22 protein-coding genes are annotated in these 18302 nt (G+C 74.0%); 8 read left to right on the top strand and 14 right to left on the bottom strand.

The window, feature by feature from the left end:
• The first annotated feature begins 134 nt into the window (after nucleotides 1-134).
• Nucleotides 135-419, top strand: coding sequence for a hypothetical protein (locus F1C15_RS03930; protein WP_185233083.1), 285 nt, complete (start codon nucleotides 135-137; stop codon nucleotides 417-419).
• 59 nt (nucleotides 420-478) lie between these two features.
• On the opposite strand, the gene F1C15_RS03925 is transcribed toward F1C15_RS03930, so the two are convergent.
• Nucleotides 479-1222 carry a hypothetical protein gene (locus F1C15_RS03925; protein ID WP_185233081.1) on the bottom strand — a complete coding sequence of 248 codons (744 nt, stop codon included), beginning with the start codon at nucleotides 1220-1222 and terminating at the stop codon, nucleotides 479-481.
• Between the two features lie 125 nt (nucleotides 1223-1347).
• Here F1C15_RS03925 and F1C15_RS03920 point away from each other — a divergent pair, with 125 nt between their 5' ends.
• Entirely contained in the window at nucleotides 1348-1854 is a 507-nt protein-coding gene (locus tag F1C15_RS03920) for a hypothetical protein (protein ID WP_185233079.1), read from the top strand.
• A gap of 52 nt (nucleotides 1855-1906) precedes the next feature.
• Here the strand turns inward: F1C15_RS03920 and F1C15_RS03915 are convergent, their stop codons facing one another.
• The 3 genes from F1C15_RS03915 to F1C15_RS03905 all read right to left on the bottom strand — a co-directional run bounded on the left by F1C15_RS03915 (nucleotide 1907) and on the right by F1C15_RS03905 (nucleotide 3851).
• A complete protein-coding gene (locus F1C15_RS03915; protein WP_185233077.1) occupies nucleotides 1907-2164 on the bottom strand; it encodes a hypothetical protein in 258 nt (85 codons plus the stop codon).
• Between the two features lie 63 nt (nucleotides 2165-2227).
• On the bottom strand, nucleotides 2228-2560 hold the full coding sequence (locus F1C15_RS03910; RefSeq protein ID WP_185233075.1) for a hypothetical protein: 333 nt from the start codon (nucleotides 2558-2560) through the stop codon (nucleotides 2228-2230).
• A 94-nt stretch (nucleotides 2561-2654) separates the two neighbouring features.
• Nucleotides 2655-3851 (bottom strand): glycosyltransferase, encoded by a 1197-nt coding sequence (locus F1C15_RS03905; RefSeq protein WP_185233073.1) that lies wholly within the window; start codon nucleotides 3849-3851, stop codon nucleotides 2655-2657.
• 63 nt (nucleotides 3852-3914) lie between these two features.
• Between F1C15_RS03905 and F1C15_RS03900 the strand changes: the two genes are divergently transcribed.
• Both F1C15_RS03900 and F1C15_RS03895 read left to right on the top strand, forming a co-directional pair.
• A complete protein-coding gene (locus F1C15_RS03900; protein ID WP_255465480.1) occupies nucleotides 3915-4811 on the top strand; it encodes a UbiA family prenyltransferase in 897 nt (298 codons plus the stop codon).
• The gene (locus F1C15_RS03895; RefSeq protein WP_185233071.1) at nucleotides 4808-6241 is read left to right on the top strand and encodes an NAD(P)/FAD-dependent oxidoreductase; all 1434 of its coding nucleotides are present in this window, start codon (nucleotides 4808-4810) and stop codon (nucleotides 6239-6241) included. Before F1C15_RS03900 ends, F1C15_RS03895 begins: the two co-directional genes overlap by 4 nt.
• 29 nt (nucleotides 6242-6270) lie before the next feature.
• Here F1C15_RS03895 and F1C15_RS03890 read toward each other — a convergent pair whose 3' ends face one another.
• The gene (locus tag F1C15_RS03890; RefSeq protein ID WP_185233069.1) at nucleotides 6271-6741 is read right to left on the bottom strand and encodes a GNAT family N-acetyltransferase; all 471 of its coding nucleotides are present in this window, start codon (nucleotides 6739-6741) and stop codon (nucleotides 6271-6273) included.
• Between the two features lie 50 nt (nucleotides 6742-6791).
• Between F1C15_RS03890 and F1C15_RS03885 the strand changes: the two genes are divergently transcribed.
• Nucleotides 6792-7394 carry a TetR/AcrR family transcriptional regulator gene (locus F1C15_RS03885; protein WP_185233067.1) on the top strand — a complete coding sequence of 201 codons (603 nt, stop codon included), beginning with the start codon at nucleotides 6792-6794 and terminating at the stop codon, nucleotides 7392-7394.
• Between the two features lie 37 nt (nucleotides 7395-7431).
• Here F1C15_RS03885 and F1C15_RS03880 read toward each other — a convergent pair whose 3' ends face one another.
• The 3 genes from F1C15_RS03880 to F1C15_RS03870 all read right to left on the bottom strand — a co-directional run bounded on the left by F1C15_RS03880 (nucleotide 7432) and on the right by F1C15_RS03870 (nucleotide 9255).
• Nucleotides 7432-7866: a cupin domain-containing protein gene (locus F1C15_RS03880; RefSeq protein WP_185233065.1), complete on the bottom strand. Its 435-nt coding sequence runs from the start codon at nucleotides 7864-7866 to the stop codon at nucleotides 7432-7434.
• Entirely contained in the window at nucleotides 7863-8207 is a 345-nt protein-coding gene (locus F1C15_RS03875) for a carboxymuconolactone decarboxylase family protein (RefSeq protein ID WP_185233063.1), read from the bottom strand. The genes F1C15_RS03880 and F1C15_RS03875 overlap by 4 nt, the downstream gene beginning before the upstream one ends.
• A 157-nt stretch (nucleotides 8208-8364) precedes the next feature.
• Nucleotides 8365-9255, bottom strand: a complete 891-nt coding sequence (locus F1C15_RS03870; RefSeq protein WP_255465479.1) for a MerR family transcriptional regulator — start codon at nucleotides 9253-9255, stop codon at nucleotides 8365-8367.
• Nucleotides 9256-9427: 172 nt separating this feature from the next.
• Between F1C15_RS03870 and F1C15_RS03865 the strand changes: the two genes are divergently transcribed.
• The 3 genes from F1C15_RS03865 (at nucleotide 9428) to F1C15_RS03855 (ending at nucleotide 13612) form a co-directional block, all read left to right on the top strand.
• Nucleotides 9428-11332: an ABC transporter ATP-binding protein gene (locus F1C15_RS03865; protein ID WP_185233061.1), complete on the top strand. Its 1905-nt coding sequence runs from the start codon at nucleotides 9428-9430 to the stop codon at nucleotides 11330-11332.
• A 62-nt stretch (nucleotides 11333-11394) separates the two neighbouring features.
• On the top strand, nucleotides 11395-12087 hold the full coding sequence (locus tag F1C15_RS03860) for a hypothetical protein (RefSeq protein ID WP_185233059.1): 693 nt from the start codon (nucleotides 11395-11397) through the stop codon (nucleotides 12085-12087).
• Nucleotides 12088-12256: 169 nt separating this feature from the next.
• Complete coding sequence (locus tag F1C15_RS03855) at nucleotides 12257-13612, top strand: hypothetical protein (RefSeq protein WP_185233057.1); 1356 nt, start codon at nucleotides 12257-12259, stop codon at nucleotides 13610-13612.
• A gap of 102 nt (nucleotides 13613-13714) precedes the next feature.
• Here the strand turns inward: F1C15_RS03855 and F1C15_RS03850 are convergent, their stop codons facing one another.
• From F1C15_RS03850 to F1C15_RS03825, 6 genes are all read right to left on the bottom strand, one after another.
• A complete protein-coding gene (locus F1C15_RS03850; RefSeq protein ID WP_185233055.1) occupies nucleotides 13715-14413 on the bottom strand; it encodes a hypothetical protein in 699 nt (232 codons plus the stop codon).
• Nucleotides 14414-14469: 56 nt separating this feature from the next.
• Nucleotides 14470-15036, bottom strand: a complete 567-nt coding sequence (locus tag F1C15_RS03845; RefSeq protein ID WP_185233053.1) for a hypothetical protein — start codon at nucleotides 15034-15036, stop codon at nucleotides 14470-14472.
• A 148-nt stretch (nucleotides 15037-15184) separates the two neighbouring features.
• Complete coding sequence (locus tag F1C15_RS03840; RefSeq protein WP_056056350.1) at nucleotides 15185-15496, bottom strand: hypothetical protein; 312 nt, start codon at nucleotides 15494-15496, stop codon at nucleotides 15185-15187.
• A 159-nt stretch (nucleotides 15497-15655) separates the two neighbouring features.
• Nucleotides 15656-15976 (bottom strand): hypothetical protein, encoded by a 321-nt coding sequence (locus F1C15_RS03835; protein ID WP_185233051.1) that lies wholly within the window; start codon nucleotides 15974-15976, stop codon nucleotides 15656-15658.
• Nucleotides 15973-17136 (bottom strand): inorganic phosphate transporter, encoded by a 1164-nt coding sequence (locus F1C15_RS03830; protein ID WP_185233049.1) that lies wholly within the window; start codon nucleotides 17134-17136, stop codon nucleotides 15973-15975. The genes F1C15_RS03835 and F1C15_RS03830 overlap by 4 nt, the downstream gene beginning before the upstream one ends.
• A gap of 119 nt (nucleotides 17137-17255) precedes the next feature.
• Complete coding sequence (locus tag F1C15_RS03825; protein ID WP_056056344.1) at nucleotides 17256-17990, bottom strand: FadR/GntR family transcriptional regulator; 735 nt, start codon at nucleotides 17988-17990, stop codon at nucleotides 17256-17258.
• Nucleotides 17991-18302: the final 312 nt, after the last annotated feature.

Below are 18302 nucleotides of genomic sequence, written 5' to 3'. Positions count from 1 at the left end.
GGCTCGTTGCTCCGGTCCTGGATGTCCCTGATCTCGTAGCCACGTCGAAGGCTCTGGGTGCCGAGCTTCAGGAATCGCTCGGTCGAGACGCGCTGACGACCGGCAAGGCCCGCCGGCACCGCTACCGTTACCCCATGACCGATCGATCGCTCGTGGACCGATGGACGTTCGTCCTCTGCGGCCTGGCCGTCGTGGCCCTCGTCGTCTGCGTGGTCAGCACGGTCAGTGCCGGTGCGCTGGCCCCGGTCTTCTTCTGGTCCGTGCCGGAGGGCACGGAGATCGTCACGACGAAGGAGCAGTACGAGTCGGTGCTCGTCACCCAGCTGGTCGGCAGGATCGTCGCAGCGGGCACCGTCGTCCTGGGCCTCGGCGCTCTCGTCCTGGTCCTGGTGAGTCGTCGAGCTGGTCGCGCTCGCTGATCGACCGACGCCGACGGCTGAGCCCAGTTCGGCCGTGCCGAGCAACAGTCAGGACGCCGTCACGCGGTCGCCTCGCCGCCCGGGCCGTTGGTGGTGTCCCCGTCCCAGGAGAGGTCGTCGTCGGGGCCGACGTCGAACGCCTCGAAGCGGCCGTCGAGGACGATGCTGTCGACGAGAGCCCGAGTGCCGCCGACGATCGTCGAGTCCCAGTCGATCTCGGTCGCCAGGACCCAGGCGTGGTCGTCGGGCCACAGCAGCTGGAGGGACGGAGACCTGACGTGGGAGAACCACCCGAGTCCGAGGGAGAACCCCCAGTCGGGGTCGGCGAGCTCGTCGAGGGTCGTGCTGGTCAGGACGTACTCGCGTCCCGGCAGGTCGAGCTGTCTCCGGCTGGTGGGCTCGATCCCTCCGTGCCCGGTCCAGAAGCCGGCGACGACGTCGTCCGGCGTGCTCGTCGCACTGGCGAGGAGGGGGACGAGCGCCGCGAGGACGACGGGGTCCAGGGAACCGAGGGACGTCCCCGGTGCGTTCGGGTCCTGGTCGTCGAGGAGGCGGCCCCACTGGACGAGGGAGTGCATGGTCCGCCCGGAGGCGGCTGCGACGTCGGACCAGCGCCGAGCCGTCCAGTCGTCGGACGGCGGCACGCCCCACCCCCGACGGTCGTCGACGTGCCCGCTCTCCCGGGGGTGGAGGATCCGGACGTAGGCGTCGGCACCGTGCCCCGCGACGGAGCCCACGCTCGTCCGGCCGTGCACTCGTCCGGCGAGCCAGTCGCCACGCTCCACGTCATCGATCACGTCCACGGGAGCAGCGTGGCACGGCTCACCGGCGTCCTGCACCACCGTGCGCCCGGCAGGGGGGTCCTGGACGGCTGGAGATCCTCCTCGGGGCGGACGACCCGCGGGCGGTCCTCTCCTACGGTGACGGCATGAGCCGTCCGGATCCTCCTGCCGTCGCCGCCTCGGTCGGAACAGGTCTCGTCGTGGCGTACGCCGTGGTGGGTGCCCTCCAGGTCCTCGTCTGGAACCCGCTCGCCGCGGTCCCGCGCCTGTCGCTGTCGGAGATCCACAGCGAGCTCGACCGCGTGGGCCAGTCGTTCTCACCCGCACCGGTGATCGCCTGGGCCGTGCTCGGCGTGGGCGCCGCGGTCGTCGTGGCGGTGTCGACGATCCGCCGCTCGCGCCTCACCCTCGGTCAGGTCGTCCTGGCACAGGCGCTCGTCCTGGTCGGGGGAGCGCCGTCGCTGCTTCTCGTCTCCTTCGCGCCGGGCATGCAGCTCGCCGACGGCTTCGGCATCAGCGGCTACGACCACTCACCGTGGGCTCGCCCGCTGTACCTGACGAGTCTGCTCGCGATGGTGGCAGCGATCGCTGCCGCGGGGCCCGCCGTCACGGCCAGCCGTGCTCGGCCGAGCGAGTGCGGGCGAGTTCTCTGAGCCTCCGCGCATGACCATGCGGCGGCGGATCGGCTGACCGACGTGAGGGGCCTCACCTCGTCGAGAAGGTGACCGAGCCGCCGTTGATCGAGGTGACCGTGAGGACGGCCTCGTCGCTCGTGTTCTCGACCCTGAGCCCGACGCCGAGGTAGCCGTCGAAGCGGTCCAGCACCTCCGCGGTCGCCACCATGCCCTGAGTCGTCCGCTGCGTGTCGGTGTCGTTCGTCGAGCACCCGGAGAGGCTCGTCAGCCCGTCGACGACCACCCCCAGTGACGCGACGCGGACGGTCATCGGAGCAGCGGTCTTCACACCGTCATGGTCGCAGAGGTCGCAGCGAGAGCGTCCCGCGACGCTGTCCAGGGAGGCGCGGTGTCAGAAGGGCAGGGGAGTCAGCAGCCAGAGGACGAACAGGCACCCGCTGAGCACGAGTCCGACAGTGCCGAGCGTCAGGCCGACAGCGGCGGAGCGCGGCCGGAGGTCGCGGGGCGACGCCAGGTCGTCGCGCGCGACGACGATCGCGGCGACGCCGAGAGCGACCGACGCGACGGCCCAGAGGTCCAGGAGGATGCTCACCCAGGGCAGCAGCGGTGCGCCGATCAAGGCCGGGGCGTTGCCGGCGGCCACCACGAGCGGGCCGGAGACGCTCAGCCCGCCGAGCGGCAGTGCCCACGACCGTGGGGCCGGCGTTCGTCTCAGTGTCGTCACGACGACGTCTCCTCTCGGCAGCGGACCCGGGAGTCCGCCTGAACTCTCCCAGCGACGAGGGGACGGCGATTCCTCCTGGCGGATGATCTTCGCGTCAGAGGGACTCGAGCACGTCGAGCGCCCGCTGCACGCCGTGCTCTCGACGCATGAGGCGGCCCACCTCGGCGGCCCGCCCCCGACGGGTCAGGGCGTCGCCCATCGCGGGCGCGAGGGCACCGGCCGTCAGTCGGCGCAGCGGGACCGCCGCGGCCGCCACCCCCTGTCGGTGCAGCTGGGCTGCCCAGAACGGCTGGTCGGCCGTGACCGGCACGACCACGGCGGGCACTCCGGCCCGCGCGACGGCGTGGGAGGTGCCGGCCCCGCCGTGGTGCACCGCGAGCGTGGCGTGGGGCAGCACGGCGTCGAAGGGCACCGACGGCACCGCCAGCACGTCGGGGCCGCGGTGCTCCGGCGGCAGCGCGAGCCCGCCCCACCCGGTGACGAGCAGCACCCGCAGGCCGTGCGAGCGGGCGGCCGCGACGACCGCCGCGCCGCGGGCCGAGGCGTCGCCCGTCGCCATGGAGCCGAACGAGGCGACGACGACGGGCCCGGCGGCCAGGAAGTCGGTGACGACCGGTCCGCACGACGCGGCCGGCGCCTCCTCGTGCCAGGCCCCCGTCTGGTGCACCTGCTCCGGCCAGTCGTCCGGCCGCGGGAGCAGCACCGGGCTTACGGCCATCAGCGTCGCGCGCGACGGGGAGCGCCAGGACGGGCGCCGCCCGCCCGGCAGCTCGGCGGCGGCGCGCGCCACGTCGCCCTCGAAGAGGCGGGCGGCGGCGCGCGGCACGGCGTAGGTGGACCGGTTGTGGGTGCCGAGGTCGCGGGTGGCGGTGGGGCCGCCGGCGGCGGGGAAGCGCGCGCTGGGGGTGGCCACCGGCGCGAACTCCACGAGCACGCGCGGCACGCCCAGCGCGTCCGCCACCATCGGCGCGGTCAGGACGAGCGGGTGGTGCACCACCACGTCGGGGTCGAACGCGACCGTCTCGCGCACCGCGGCCGCGAGCATGCGCCGCATCGCGGGCCGCACCTCGGCGAGGGCGTGACGCGCGAGGGCCCACGGGGCACGACCGGCGGGGGAGAGCACACGCCGCGCGTCCAGGCCGAGGGGCACGGTGCCCACTCCCTCGGGCGCGCCCGCGTCGTCGGGCAGGGCCAGCCGGACGTCGTGGCCGCGACTCGTGGCGTGTCGGGCCAGCGCGACGAAGGGCTCGACGTCGCCCCGGGTGCCGGCGGTGAGCAGCATGATGCGCATCCGCCCAGTCTGGGCCCGCGAGCCGTGGGCCCGCAGCGCGGCGGGCGGCGTACGGTCGGTCTCGTGACTGACGGTGCTGAGCGGATGTCGCGCGTCGCGCCGTCGGAGAGGGCTGCGACCGTGCGCCGCCTCGTGCTGATCTCACGCCCGGTGCTGTGGATCAACACCGTCGGGTCGGGTCTCGTCGCCGTGTGGCTCACCGGTGCGCTCTTCGACCTGCGGGCGCTGCCGGTCATCCTGTGGCTCACCCTGCCGTTCAACCTGCTCATCTACGGCGTCAACGACATCTACGACCAGGACACCGACGCGGCCAACCCCCGCAAGGGCTCGATCGAGGGCGCGAGGATCGAGCAGTCCGAGGTGCGGCTCATCGCCTGGGCCGTCGCGGTCACCAACGTGCCCTTCCTCATCTGGTTCGCCGTCACGCTGCCGCCGCTCGCGATCGCCGCGATCCTGCTCTACGTCGGCGTGTTCGTCTTCTACTCCGCGCCGCCGCTGCGCTTCAAGGCGCGGCCCTTCGTCGACTCGCTGAGCAACGCGGCCTATGCGCTGCCGCTCGTCATCGTGCCCGCGGCCCTCTCGGTGACGCCGGTCTGGCCCGCCGCCCTCGGCCTGATGGCCTGGAGCGTGGCCAAGCACGCCTTCGACGCCGTCCAGGACATCGTGGAGGACCGCGACGCCGGCATCACCACGACCGCGGTGCGGCTCGGTGCCCGCGGGACGGCCCTGTGGAGCGGGGCCTGGTGGCTCGTCTCCACGGCGCTCTTCGCCGTGGTGAGCGTGCCGGTGGCTGCCCTGAACCTCCTGATCGCCGGCGTCCTCGTCGGGCGCCTGCTGCGCGACCCGTCGCCGGAGACCGGCCACCGCCTGTACCGACTGTCGGTCGCGTTCCCGTACATCGCGGGGTCGTTCGCCGGGGTGCTGCTGCTGGTCTCCATCGTGCTGGTGGGCCGGCCGTGAGCCGCGTGGTCGTCGTCGGCGGCGGGATCGGCGGGCTCACCGCCGCCGCGCTGCTCGCCCACGCGGGGCACCGCGTCACCCTGCTCGAGGCCTCGGCCGAGCTCGGCGGCAAGAGCCGTCGCATCCAGCTGGGGGAGGACCGCATCGACACCGGTCCGTCGCTGGTGACCTTCCCCGCGGTGTGGGACGAGCTGCTGCGGCGGCTCGGCGACGGCGGGCGTGCTCCCGACAGTGCTCGTGACGACGGCCACCTCGACCTCGTGCGCATGCCCGAGGTGGGGCGCTACTACTACGACGGCGAGGAGACCTCGTTGCCGGTCGCGCCCGGGCACCCGTGGTACCCCGCTTGGCGACGCTTCTCCGACCTGCACGCCCCCCTCGCCGACGACGTGACCGAGCTGCTGCTCTCGGACCCGCTCGACCGAGCTGCCCTGCCGGCCCTGCGCCGGCTGCTGGCCGTCTACGGCTCGCGTCTCACCACCCGCGCCTACCTCGACGGCCTGCCGTGGCTGCCGGACGGTCTGCGCGAGATCATCGCGATCCACACCCTCAACGCGGGCGTCTCGCCCTCGCGCACCCCCGCCCTGTACGCGAGCATGCCGGCGATCATGGCCGAGACCGGGGCCTGGGTGCCGCGAGGCGGCGTCTACGAGGTCCTCCTGGCGCTGGGCCGGCTGGCGGAGGCGGCCGGGGTCGAGGTGCGCACCGGCGAGGCCGTCACCCGCATCGAGCGCGGATCCGTCACCACCGAGCTCGGGCACCACGCCGCCGACCTCGTCGTCAGTGCCCTGGACGCCGACAGGCTCGCGACGCTGACCGGCCCGTCCCGCCTGCCGACGCTGCCCCGTCTGCGCCCCCGTGCCCTCTCCTGCTCCGCCGTCGCGGTGTACGGCGTGCTGCGGGAGGAGCTGCCGGCGGACTTCCCGACGCACGGCGTGGTGCTGCCGACGAAGCCCGCGGCGCTCCACCGCAGCCTCGAGGCGGGCGACGAGCCCGCCGACACCATGGTGTTCGTCAACCAGTACCGCGCCGGTGAGGTCTACCCCAACCAGCGCAGCACCGTCGGCATCCTGCTCACCGCGCCCGCCGACGGCGGTCGCTACACGGCCGAGCACCCCTTCGTGCGGCGCGAGGTCGACCGGGTCTCCGCGGCGATGGGGCTCCACGGGCCCCTCACCGACCTCCTCGACGAGCAGCTGGTGCTCGACCCGCAGTACTACGGCGTAGGCGGCGAGCCGCACGGCGCGCTCTACGGAGCCGCGCGCCCGCCGTGGCTGAGCGGTCCGTTCCACCGCCCGTCGTACAACGACCCGTGGCGGCCCTGGCTGTGGCGGGTCGGCGCGTCGGTGCACCCCGGCGGCGGCATCCCCGCCGTGGTGGGCGGAGCGATGATCGCGGTGACCCGGCTGCTGAGGTCGACCCCGGCCTGACATGGGTGCGAGCCGGTCGGCGGGGAGGCTCAGAGGTCCCGCGCGAAGCAGACCGACTCGGGTGATCCGACGTAGGCGCCGAACAGGGGGATGCGCGAGTAACCCTCTCGCTCGTAGAAACGGATCGCGTCCGGCTGGAGCGTGCCCGTCTCGAGTGCGACCTGTCGCGTGCCCAGCTCGCGAGCGGCGTCCTCGAGGGCCCGCAAGAGCCCGGAGGCCACGCCCGACCCCCGCGCGTCGGGCACGACGTACATCCGTTTCACCTCGACGGTGGCTGGTCCCACCACCGTGTCGGCCAGGGGCCGCAGCCCTCCGCACGCGATCGGGCGACCGTCGTCCGCCCGCGCGACGAGGAACACCGGGACGTCGGTCGCCGACGGCGGCGTGCCGGGTTCGTGGTCGTCGCTGCCGTAGCGGGCGTCGAGCTCGACCCGCTGGGCTCGACGGAGGCCGTCGGCGTCCGGGTGGTCGAAGGGTGTCCGCGTGATGGTCCAGCTCATGGTCGTCCTTTCGTGACGCTCGTTACCGTAACAGGCGTTACGATCAGGCGATGAGCAGAACACGAGATGTGTCGGGCGTCCAGCAGCGCCTCTCCGAGGCCGTCTTCACGACCCTCGCCGACCGTGGGCCGGCGGGGCTGACCCTCCGGGCGGTTGCCGAGCGCGCCGGGTGCACGACGGGTCTCGTGCTGCACACCTTCCGGGACAAGCGGGCTCTGCTCCTCCACGCCCGAGAGGTGCTGCACGACCGCACCCGCGTGCGGTCCGACGCGCTCGAGGCCGCGGCCGGCGATCCGGTCGCCGCCGTCCGTGCGGTGGTGCTGGGAGCCCTTCCCACGGACCAAGAACGGCTCGCGGAGGCGCGGGTCTGGGTCGGCTTCCTGGCGGCGGCGCTCGGCGATCCCGTCCTCGAGGAGCGGCACGCTCTCAACAGCAGGGCCTTCGTCGACCGCCTGACACGTCTGCTCGAGGCCGGTGACCAGGGCGATCGCGGCGATCGCGGCGACGCGAGCGTCCGAGCCGCAGCTCTCGTCGCCGCCGTCGAGGGAGTCTCCAGCCTGGCCGCCGGAGACCCTGAGCGGTGGCCCCCGGCCCGTCAGGCGCAGACCCTCGAGTTCGTCCTGGAGTCGACTGCCCGTGTGACGACCGGCTGACGGAGCACCTCGACGACCTCCCGGGGCATCGCTTCCCTCAGCCCCGGCGCTGGTTCGAGGCGCGGTCCTCCGGCTCACCGGTGAACTGGGCGTCGGTGACGTGCTCGAGCCACGTGGTGGTGGCGGAGGGGTCGTCGCCGTTCTCGAGCATCGCGAGGTGCTCCATGAACACCCCGGGGGCCGCGGCGTGGAAGTGCTCCTGGCCGGGCGGGGTGTAGATCGTCTGCCCGGGGTGGACGTCGATGACGTGCCCGTCGCGGGTGCCGAAGCGGCCGACGCCGGCGGTGACGCGGAGGTACTGGCCCTTCTCGTGCGAGTGCCAGGCGGTGCGGGCGCCGGGTGCGAACCGCACGGTGGCGACGACCATGTGCTGGCCGTCCTCGTGCGGCATCGCGATCGGGTCGAGCCAGACGTCGCCGGCGAACTGCTCGGGCGGGTTCTTGGTCGTGGGGGCGACGGGTTCGATGTTCATGCTGACTCCTGGTCGTCGGTGGTGAAGTGCTCCTTCGCGACGCCCATCGCGGCCATGCCGTTCGGCCAGCCGGCGTAGAGGGTCACGTGGGTGATCGCCTCGATCAGCTCCACCCGGGTGACGCCGTTCTCGACGGCGCGGCCCAGGTGGAAGTCGAGCTGCCCCGTGTGCCCGCCGGCGGCGAGGACGGCGACGGTGACGAGGCTGCGATCCCGGGCGGAGAGCTCGGGGCGGTTCCAGACGTCCTCGAAGAGGACGTCGTCGGTGAGGGCGGCGAGCTTGGGGGCGAAGTCCCCGAACGTGCGGCGCCCGCCCCCGATCTGGATCGGCTGGTCGGCCATGGTGGTTCTCCTGTCCGTCGTGTCGTGGAGGGCCACGCGTCGCGGTCCTGTCGTCCACGGAACACCGGACGCGCCGCGGGAGGGAGGCCCTGGCGTGGTCCCCCTGACGGGTCTGCACGGGCGGTCCGGCCTCAGCAGACCCCGACGCATGCCTGGCTCAGGGCGCCGAGGCCGCCGCGGACGCCCCCAGCTGCACCGCCAGCTCGCTGCAGCGCAGGCGGGCCGGAGAGAAGTCGGAGGGCAGGCTCCGGATGATCTCCGCCGCGCTCCTGCCCTGCGAGCTCCCGACCCGGTCGGGCGCCACGTCCGCGTCCCCCTGTGGGTGCAGTTCCTCCCAGGCGTCGAAGATGGCGTCGTCCTCCTCCAGCTGACCGGACTCCTCGATGACCCGCATGAGCGTGGTCTCGAAGGCGTGCCGCTCGGCCGCCACGCGGGCCACCCGCGGGTCGTCGACGGCGACCGTGTCGTCGAGGGCCTCCTCCGCGGCGTCGACGCGGTCGGACTCGGCGCGCAGCTCGGGGTGGAGGGCCAGCGTGAGGAACCGGCCAGCCTGCGCGACCGCTCCGAGCGGACCGAAGATGCGCTCGGTGACGAGCAGCGTGTCGAGGTCGTACTGGCGCAGCGAGCCCTCGGGTGCGGCCTGGAGGCGGTCGGAGACGATGTCGTCGAGCAGCCCCAGGCGGTCGCCGCGGGCGCGCATGCGCTGCACCGCGGCCCGCTTCCGCCGCAGCTCGGCCTCCTGCGCCGCCAGGCTGTCCTCCAGCCGGGCGAGGACGCTCGCGACCTCGCCCTCGACCCCGCCCGGTGCGGCGTCGGTGAACGCGTCGCGGACGTCGTCGAGGGCGATCCCGGCGTCGGCCATCCGTCGGATCCAGAGCAGCCGGATGATCTCGGCGTAGCCGTACCGGCGTCGGCCGTCGCTGCCCCGCTCGCGCTCCGGGAGGAGGCCGACCTCGTGCCAGTGGCGGATGGCCCGGGGAGTGGTGCCGACGAACGCTGCGGCGTCGCCGATCATGACCTGACGGGGCGGAGTCGGGAGGGAGTGCACGGCGGACCTCTCGGAGCGGGGCGGGACGGGACGTGCTCCGAGCAGACCACATGACGCTGCGGCAGGTGCAACCCCGCCTCGGTCAGGCCGCGACTCCTCCTGGCTCGGCCGGCTGCGAGTCGAGCGTCGCCCGACGTCTAGGTTGAGCCTGGTACCGACGGAAGGAACAGCCATGAGCATGGAAGGCGCGGCCTGGAGCTCGCTCTACAAGATCTCGTCAGCCCGCGACGGCGCGCACGGCATCTCACGGGCGTCCGTCCGGCGCATCATGACGTTCGCGGTGCCCTACCGGTCGAAGCTGGTGCTCTTCATCAGCCTCTCGGTGGTCGGGGCCTTCCTCGCGGTCGCGACGCCGGTGCTGGCCGGCCGCGTGGTCGACGTCATCGTCGCGCGGGGCGACGTCTCCACGATCGTGCGGCTCGCCGTCCTCATCGGGGTCGTGGCGATCGCCGACGCCGGCGTCTCGCTCGTCACGCGGTGGTACTCGGCCCGGATCGGGGAGGGCGTGATCCTCGACCTCCGCACCGCCGTCTTCGACCACGTGCAGAAGATGCCGATCGCGTTCTTCACCCGCACCCGGACGGGCGCCCTCGTGAGCCGTCTCAACAACGACGTGATCGGCGCCCAGCAGGCCTTCAGCGGCACGCTGTCGGGCGTCGTCACGAACGTCGTGGCACTCGTCCTGACCCTGATCGTGATGCTCAGCACGTCGTGGCTCGTGACCGTCCTCGCGGTGGTCATGCTCCCGATCTTCCTGGTCCCCGCGCGACGCATGGGCAGCCGACTCGCCGCGCTCCGTCGCGAGGCCGCCGACCACAACTCTGCGATGAGCACGCAGATGACCGAGCGCTTCTCCGCGCCCGGCGCCACCCTCGTCAAGCTGTTCGGCCGCCCGGACGAGGAGTCGGCGGAGTTCCGGGTTCGCGCCGCCCGCGTCCGTGACATCGGAGTCCGGACCGCGCTGCTGCAGTTCGTCTTCGTCACGGCGCTGACGCTCGTCTCCGCCCTGGCCCTCGCGCTCGTGTACGGGCTCGGCGGTGCCCTCGCGCTCGCCGGCCAGCTCGACACCGGCGAGGTCGTCACCCTGGCGCTGCTCCTCACCCGCCTCTACGTGCCGCTGACCGGCCTCGCGAACGCGCGCGTGGAGATCATGAGCGCGGTGGTCAGCTTCGAGCGCGTCTTCGAGGTGCTCGACCTCGAACCGCTCATCCGGGAGAAGGCCGACGCCGCCTCCGTGCCCGAGGGCCCGGTGAGCGTCGAGTTCGACGACGTCCGCTTCGCGTACCCGTCCGCCGACAAGGTGTCGCTCGCCTCCCTCGAGGAGGTCTCGACGCTCGACACCCGGGGCGGCGACGAGGTGCTGCACGGGGTGTCGTTCCGCATCGAGCCGGGCCAGACCGTCGCGCTCGTCGGCACCTCCGGGGCGGGCAAGTCGACGATCGCCCAGCTGCTCTCGCGCCTCTACGACGTCGACGGCGGTGCCGTGCGCCTGGCCGGGGCCGACGTCCGCGACGTGACCTTCGCCTCCCTGAGGCACACCCTGGGGATGGTGACCCAGGACGGCCACCTGTTCCACGAGACGATCCTCTCGAACCTGCGGCTCGCGAGGCCCGAGGCCACCGAGGACGAGGTGTGGGACGCCGTTCGTCGGGCGCGGCTCGAGCCGCTCGTCCGCTCGCTGCCCGACCAGCTCGACACGATGGTGGGGGAGCGGGGTTACCGGCTCTCCGGCGGCGAGCGCCAGCGCATGACCATCGCGAGGCTGCTGCTCGCCCGGCCGCAGGTCGTCATCCTCGACGAGGCGACGGCGGCGCTGGACTCCACGTCGGAGGCGGCGGTGCAGGCCGCGCTCAGCGAGGCCCTCGAGGGGCGGACGGCGATGGTGATCGCCCACCGCCTCTCCACCATCCGCAGCGCGGACCTCATCCTCGTGGTCGAGGACGGCTCGATCGTCGAGCGCGGGACGCACGAGGAGCTGCTGGCCGCGGCCGGGCGCTACGAGGAGCTGCACCGGACGCAGTTCGCCGTGCAGGAGGACGTCGCCGCCGACGAGGACGCGCTGACCGAGCGTCGGTAGGGTCGACACACGACCGCGGACGGGGCACGCCCGGCGTGGTCGGTCCGGAGGGGGACACCACCATGAGGCACGCACGCGCCACCAGGGCCACCACGACCATGAGCGTCATCGCCGCTGTCACGCTCGCCCTGACCGGGTGCAGCACGGAGGCGGACGGCTCGCCGGACGGGACGCCCACGGCGACGGACGTGGCGAGCACAGCATCGGCGGCCCCTGCCCCCATGCCGTCGGCCACGCCCGCGGAGCCCGCCGGCGCGTCGATCCCGACGGACTGCACCGACATCGTCGACCCGGCCACCTACGCCGCGACGATGGGCGAGACGCCGCTCAACGACCCTGACTTCTTCACGGGCCCGACGGGCCAGCTCCAGCCGAGCCCGGCACCCGCGGGCGCCGACCCCTACGAGACCGTGGTGGCCGCCACGCAGCTGACCTGCGGCTGGCGCGACCCGCAGGCGGACATCACCGGCCTGTACGTCGACGTGGCCACGGTGGACGACGCGGCCGCCGCCTCCTACCTGGACTGGCTCGCCGACCCCACGGTCGACACCGAACGGCGGGGCGCGGACGTCGTCTACGACTGCTCCGAGCGCCTCGGCGGCAGCGTGTGCCAGTACACGACGACGGACGAGCAGTACGGCACGGACTTCGCCGAGACCGTCCTCGTGCGCGACGGCGTCGTCGTCACGGTGCGCCAGTCGAACTACCCGACGGACGACCTCCTCGGCGCGATCGTCGACCGCATCTGGGGCTGACCCTCCGCTGGGGTCGTCTCGTCGGAGCGCATCGTCCCGATGACATCGGCATGGCCCCCTGACGCGGGATCGACCGGGGCGGGCGCCTCCGCCAGGATCGTCCGGGGGGAGGCGCGGGTCCTGCCGCAGGGGGAGGGCAGGTCGTCGTGACGTCACCAGGGGAGTCGTCGTGACCGAGGCGCAGCGCGCGATGCTGTGGTGCCTCCCTGTCTTCCCCCTCATGGCCGTCGTCGTGGCCGTGATCAGCACCGACGCCTGGCTCTTCCCCGACGTCGAGCAGCGGGCGCAGCTCGCGGCGGGCTGGCCGGTCGCGGGGGCGCTCTGGTTCCGCGTCGTCCTCGGGTACGTCGGCGCCCTCCTGTGCCTCGGGTTCTCCGTCGCGTTCGGGGTGCTGTACGCCCGGGAGATCCGCTTCGTCCGGGCCGTCCGCCGGCGCGCCGCCGCCGCTGCCCGGGGCGCCGCCGCACCGGGGCGACCTCGCCTCAGCGCCGCGCACCGCGCCTCCTTCGCTGCCGTCCTCGACGGCGACCGCATCCCCCGCGTGATGGTCGTGAGCCCTCGGGGCATCGGGCGGAGCGTCATGGCGGCGGCGTACCTGCGGGTGCTCGACGGGGCCGTGTTCATGGTCGAGGCTCGGGGCGTCTCGCCGCAGGAGGGGCGCGTGAGCCCGCTCGTGCAGCGGGAGGTGGTCGTCGTGATGGGGATGGACAAGGCTCCCGTCGAGATGGAGCAGGTGCCGGCGAAGGTGATGGCGGCACCGGTGCGGGCGGCCGACCTCGTCGTGCGGATCGGCTGCCCCGACTCGTTCCCCGTGCCCCGCGGCACCCCGGTGCTCGACTGGGACGTGCCCGACCCGATCGGGGCCGACCTGCTCGCCGTCCTGACGATCCGGGACGACCTGAAGGGGCGCGTCGAGCAGCTCGCCGCCGACCTGGGGCTCGACCGGCCGTCGCTCGCGCTCCGCGACCGCACGATCCCCCGGCAGCGGGCGAGCGTGGCCGCGGGGAGGGCGACCATCGCGTACCCGGCGCTCGCCGACGACGTCGCGGAGTGGTTCGCGACGGCCGAGGCCCGGCTGCTGGTCGAGATCTCCGACGCCCCGCTCACGGCCGCGACCGTCAACGGTCGGGGCCCGTTCGCCCCGGCCCTCGCCATGCCGTGGCTGGCATCGGTCGGCGCGGCGGAGACGGCCCTCCAGGCCGAGCTCCGCTGGCGGGCGGTCACCGGCGCCGACCAGGCCCGGGCCGAGGAGAGCCTCGCGCTCGTCGTCGAGTGGCTCGAGGGCGCGGGCGTCCTCCGGCCCCTGTCGCCGGAGCAGCGCGACGCGCTGTGCGCGTCGGGGACGGCTCAGCGCGACCACGACCACCCGTTCGACCAGTGGCCCCGGGGCCTGGCCGGCGAGTACCCGGTCTTCGCGGAGGCTCGCTTCGAGGAGGAGGACCGTCGCACCTGGGAGGTGGTGCCGGCCGCGGCGCTGCGCGTCTACCCGGACCTCGCGACGCAGTGGGCGGGGGAGGTCGTGTAGCGGGGGTGGGTCACGGTGTCACACGCCGCCGCCGCCGGCGTCGTCGTCGTCGTGGCCGCCGCGGTCGAGGTCGCGCGGGTCGGCGTCGCGCACCTGCCGACCCTAGCCGCGGCCGCCGGCGCTGCGGCTGCCGTCGCGGCGAGGCGAGCGGCGCGCTCGCCGGCGCCGGTCCGTGATCACCTCGGGCAGCCGGGCGGCCAGGGCCGCCGCGGACCACAGGGTGACGATCGCCGCCAGGCCCAGGGTGAGCACGCTCGTGGCGGTCCACAGCCCGGCCCAGCTGTCGGGCCAGATGCCCCACTCCAGCACAGCGGACCCGATGGCCAGCGCGACCGCGTGGGCCGCCGAGGCAGCGCCTCCGACGAGGGCGCCGAGCACGACGACGGCCGCGACGCCGACGGCCGTGTCGGCGATCCACCCCCGGATGCTCGTCGACGACGCCCGGGCGTACGTGGACGCGTCGCGGCGCAGCTGGTCCACGAACCCGGGGAGCACGCCGGCGGGGTCGACCTCGGCGGCCGAGAACGTCCTCGGGACGAAGAGCAGCCGCAGCAGCCGGTCACGGTCAGCCTCACCGCTCCGCACGATCCAGTCGATGAACGCCTGCTTCTCTGCTGCGGTCGCCATGCCCGGGACGAGCAGCGCCCACCGGCCCGCCTGGTCGGCGTGCCCGGCGGCCCTGTGCAGGCCGGCCAGCTCCGCCCGGGCGTCGAGGTCGCCCGCGTCGCGGTGCAGTCGCTCCCGCAGGGGCCCCCGACCGCTCGACGCACGGGCGTGCGCGCCCGGCGCGGAGGGGTCCATGACGTGATCTTCGCAGAGCGCGACGCCGGTCGCGGGGCAGCGGCGGTGACCGCGCCTCAGAGGACGCCGCCGACGGCCCAGGAGCCGAGGCCGAGGACCCCGAACGCCAGCGCGACGGTGAGGAGGAGCAGGGGCAGGCCGAGCAGGTGCTCGCGGACGGCGCGGCCGAGGCCGTCGCGCGGCTGATCGCCGAGCAGTGCGGTGATGCGTCGCCTGCCCCCGTGGGGGAGCCCGGCCAGCAGGACGACGACCCCGCCGCGCGGCCCCACGACGACGGCGCCGTGCGAGGTCGACGGGGTGCTGAGGACGCGGAAGTCGACGACGCGGCACGACGCGACGGTGAAGCGGCGGCGACCCGTCACCGACGTGACGACCATCTCCGCTCCGTCCCGCCGAGCAGCCCAGGGCGACGCCACCAGGCCGCAGAGCCACGGGGCCAGGATCCCCACCGCGAGGAGGAGGGCGAACGTGACGTTCGGCAGCCAGTGCGCGGGGTACCCGGTCTCGTCCAGGCCCTGTCGCTCCCACCACGGCCGGGTCAGCCGGGTGGCGACCACCAGAGCCGCCGTGAGCGGCACCAGCACCCGCCCCGCCCACACGGCCACCAGGGAGGCCCGGGTCACCTCCCGCGGAGCCGCGTCGGTCGTCGAGTCGCGGTGTGCCGGTGCCGATCCCGGTGCCGGTGCCGGTGCCGGTGTGCCTGTCGCTGTCATGTCGCCCAGATCATCGCACGGGTCGAGCGCGCATCGGCACACGCAGCGGCGGCGGCCGTCAGCGGAGCGGCTGGGGCACGGTCGCGGGGCGCGACCAGCTCACGTCCAGCGAGCCCTCCTCGAGCCGCACCGCGATCTCGGTGCGGAAGGAGTCCTCGAAGTGCCGCGCGGCCCGCTCGTCCGAGACGACCACGTCGACGCGCAGCGAGCCGAGCTCGTCCGTGATGAGCACGGGCCCGTCCGCGAACCGCACCAGGAAGCGGTGGGGCGTGACCGGGACGCTCTCGTAGTCCCGTCGCAGGCTCTGCTCGAGCTGGCGGACGGGGCGGATGCCGGCGGTGGGCCGGACGAGGGCGCTCATGGCGATCATGCGTCGATGGTGCGCCGCCGATGCGACGCGCGCGTGAACGCGACGTGACGACTCGTCGTCGACCCGACCCGCGACTCCTCGGCGCCGCCCGGGCACCGAGATGCCCCGCCCTGGGCCCCCACCGTGCGGCAGGACCCAGGGCGGGGCACCTCGACGTCGTCAGTGGAACTGCGGCACGATCATCCAGAGCCCGTAGAGCACCGCGGCCACGCCCACGGCGAAGCAGGCGAGCCCCGCGGCGGTGGCCGCGGCCGGGCGGCTGACCGGGCCCGGGCCCGCGGCCACGGCCGCCGTCGCCCCGTCGGAGCCCGCACCAGCACCGGCACCAGCACCCGCACCAGCACCCGCTGGCTCCTCCGCCCCGGCCGCGAACGCGCGGATGCCCAGCGCGAACGACGTGACGATCACGGCCGTCGCCGCGAGGGCGACGAGGAAGACGACCACGAAGGCGCCCCAGTCCACTCCGAGGAACACGGTCACTCTCCCTGCTGGCGGGAGGCGCCGGCCGGCTGGGCAGCCGTGGGAGCCTCGTCGCCGTCGTTGACGGTCTCGTGCGTGACGGGGTGCCGCCGCGCGAGGAACGCGAAGGCCAGGCCCCCGCCGAGGGCGAGCAGGGCGACGACGACGAGGCCCGCCGTGCTCGTGCTGGCCAGCCAGGCGGAGACCCCGCCGACCAGAGCGGCCGCGGGCAGCGTGAAGACCCAGGCCGAGGCGATCTTGCCGACGACGCCCCAGTGCACGGTCGCGAGCTTCGCGCCGAAGCCGGCCCCGACGATCGAGCCCGAGGTCACCTGCGTCGTCGACAGGGCGAAGCCGAGGTGCGACGAGATGAGGATGGTGGCCGCCGAGCTGGTCTCGGCGGCGAAGCCCTGTGGGGCCTTGACGTCGGTGATGCGCTTGCCGACCGTCCGCATGATCCGCCAGCCGCCGAGGTAGGTGCCGAGCGCGATCGCGAGCCCGCAGGCGACGATCACCCAGAGCTGCGGGCCGGTGCCCGCGCCCTGGTAGCCCGCCGCGATGAGGGTGAGCGTGATCACGCCCATCGTCTTCTGGGCGTCGTTCGTCCCGTGCGCGAGCGACACCAGCGAGGCGCTCACGGTCTGGCCGTGACGGAAGGCGGCGGTCGACCCGCGGAGGGTCGCCTGCCGGGTGACGCGGTAGGCCACGTAGGTCGCGACGAGCGCGACCACCCCCGCGACGACCGGCGAGATGATCGCGGGCAGCACGACCTTCGACAGCACGACCGCGAAGTCGACCGAGCCGATGCCCGCGCCGATCACCGCCGCGCCGATCAGGCCGCCGAAGAGCGCGTGCGACGAGCTCGAGGGCAGGCCGAGGTACCAGGTGGCGAGGTTCCAGAGCACGGCGCCGACGAGCCCGGCGAAGATCATGACGGGCGTGACCTGCACCCCGCCCTCGCCCTCGCGGATGAGCCCGTTCGAGACCGTGCTCGCGACCTCGGTCGAGAGGAACGCCCCGACGAGGTTGAGCACGGCGGAGATGAGCACCGCGACCTTGGGTCGCAGCGCCCCGGTGGCGACCGAGGTCGCCATGGCGTTCGCGGTGTCGTGGAACCCGTTCGTGAAGTCGAACACGAGCGCCACGACGATCACCAGCATGACCGTGACGAGCACGTCCATCGTCGTCGTCCCTCCGAGGGGCGGCCGGTGCGTCGCGACGGCGGCGCCGCGCCCCCTGCCCGGCCGACGCTAGGCCGGGGCCGGGCCGCCCGCGATGAACGGCGTGTGAACGCTTGCGGTCAGTGCAGTTCCTCGTCCGACTCACGGACGAACTCGTCGACCGTGCCCGAGATCAGCTCCCACGCGGCGCGGAAGGCCACGTCGGCGTCGCCGGCCACGAGCGCCTCCGCGAGGGCGAGGTGCGCGGCGGCGGCGGCCGGCGTCCAGTCGGTGATCGTCGCGCGGGCCTCCTCGACGCGGGTGCGCAGCAGGGCCTCGACCTGCGTGGCGAAGTGCCCGATCACCTGGTTGCCCGAGCCGCGCAGCAGCGCGGTGTGGAAGGCGACGTCGGCCTCGAGGTAGCGGGGCCCGTCGCCGGCGGCGTCGGCCTCGACCATCGTGCGGGCGGCCTCCAGCACGACGGCGGCCTGCAGCGGGTCGGGCGTGAGCGCGCCGAGCCGGGCGGCCATCGGCTCGAGCCCGAGCCGCAGCTCGAGCAGCTCGCGCATCTGGGTGAAGTACTCGGGGCCGCGGCCGCGCCAGAGGATCACCTGCGGGCTCATCAGGTCCCAGGAGGCGCGGGGCAGCACCTGGGTCCCGGTGCGCTGCCGGGGCTCCACCATCCCGAGCGACTGCAGCACCCGGAGCACCTCGCGGAGCACCGACCGCGACACCGAGAAGCGCTCGCTCATCGCCTCGACGTTGAGGATCGTGCCGGGGGCGAGGCGCCCGTCGACGATGTCCTGGCCGAGCGCGTCGACGACGCGGGCGTGGAGCCCGCGGTCGCGGGAGGCGGAGGGGAGTCCGGTCGTCATCGTGGTCTTCCTGAGCCCTCGCGGGCGTCTTGCCGGGGGGAGTCGCCGTGTGGCACACTCCTGGGGTCTGATTAATCTGATTATTCAGATCCGCGCGTCCTCCCAGGATGGCAGACCGGCAGCCCCGGCCTCCACGACCGGCCGACCGACGCCGCCCCGCCGGGCGGTGCGCGCGGGCCCTCCCCAGACGACGAGGTCGCAGAGAAGCGTCCTCGGAAGGACGCGACACCATGACCTCTCCCTCCCCGACCCCCGCCCCCGGCCCCGTGCTCCACGACGCCTCCCGCGACGTGCCGACCGGAGGCACGGCGC

Origin of the sequence: Frigoribacterium sp. NBH87 (genome assembly GCF_014217665.1) — a bacterium.
GTDB classification, from domain to species: Bacteria; Actinomycetota; Actinomycetes; order Actinomycetales; family Microbacteriaceae; genus Frigoribacterium; species Frigoribacterium endophyticum.
This window is presented reverse-complemented; position numbering and strand designations above follow the sequence as displayed.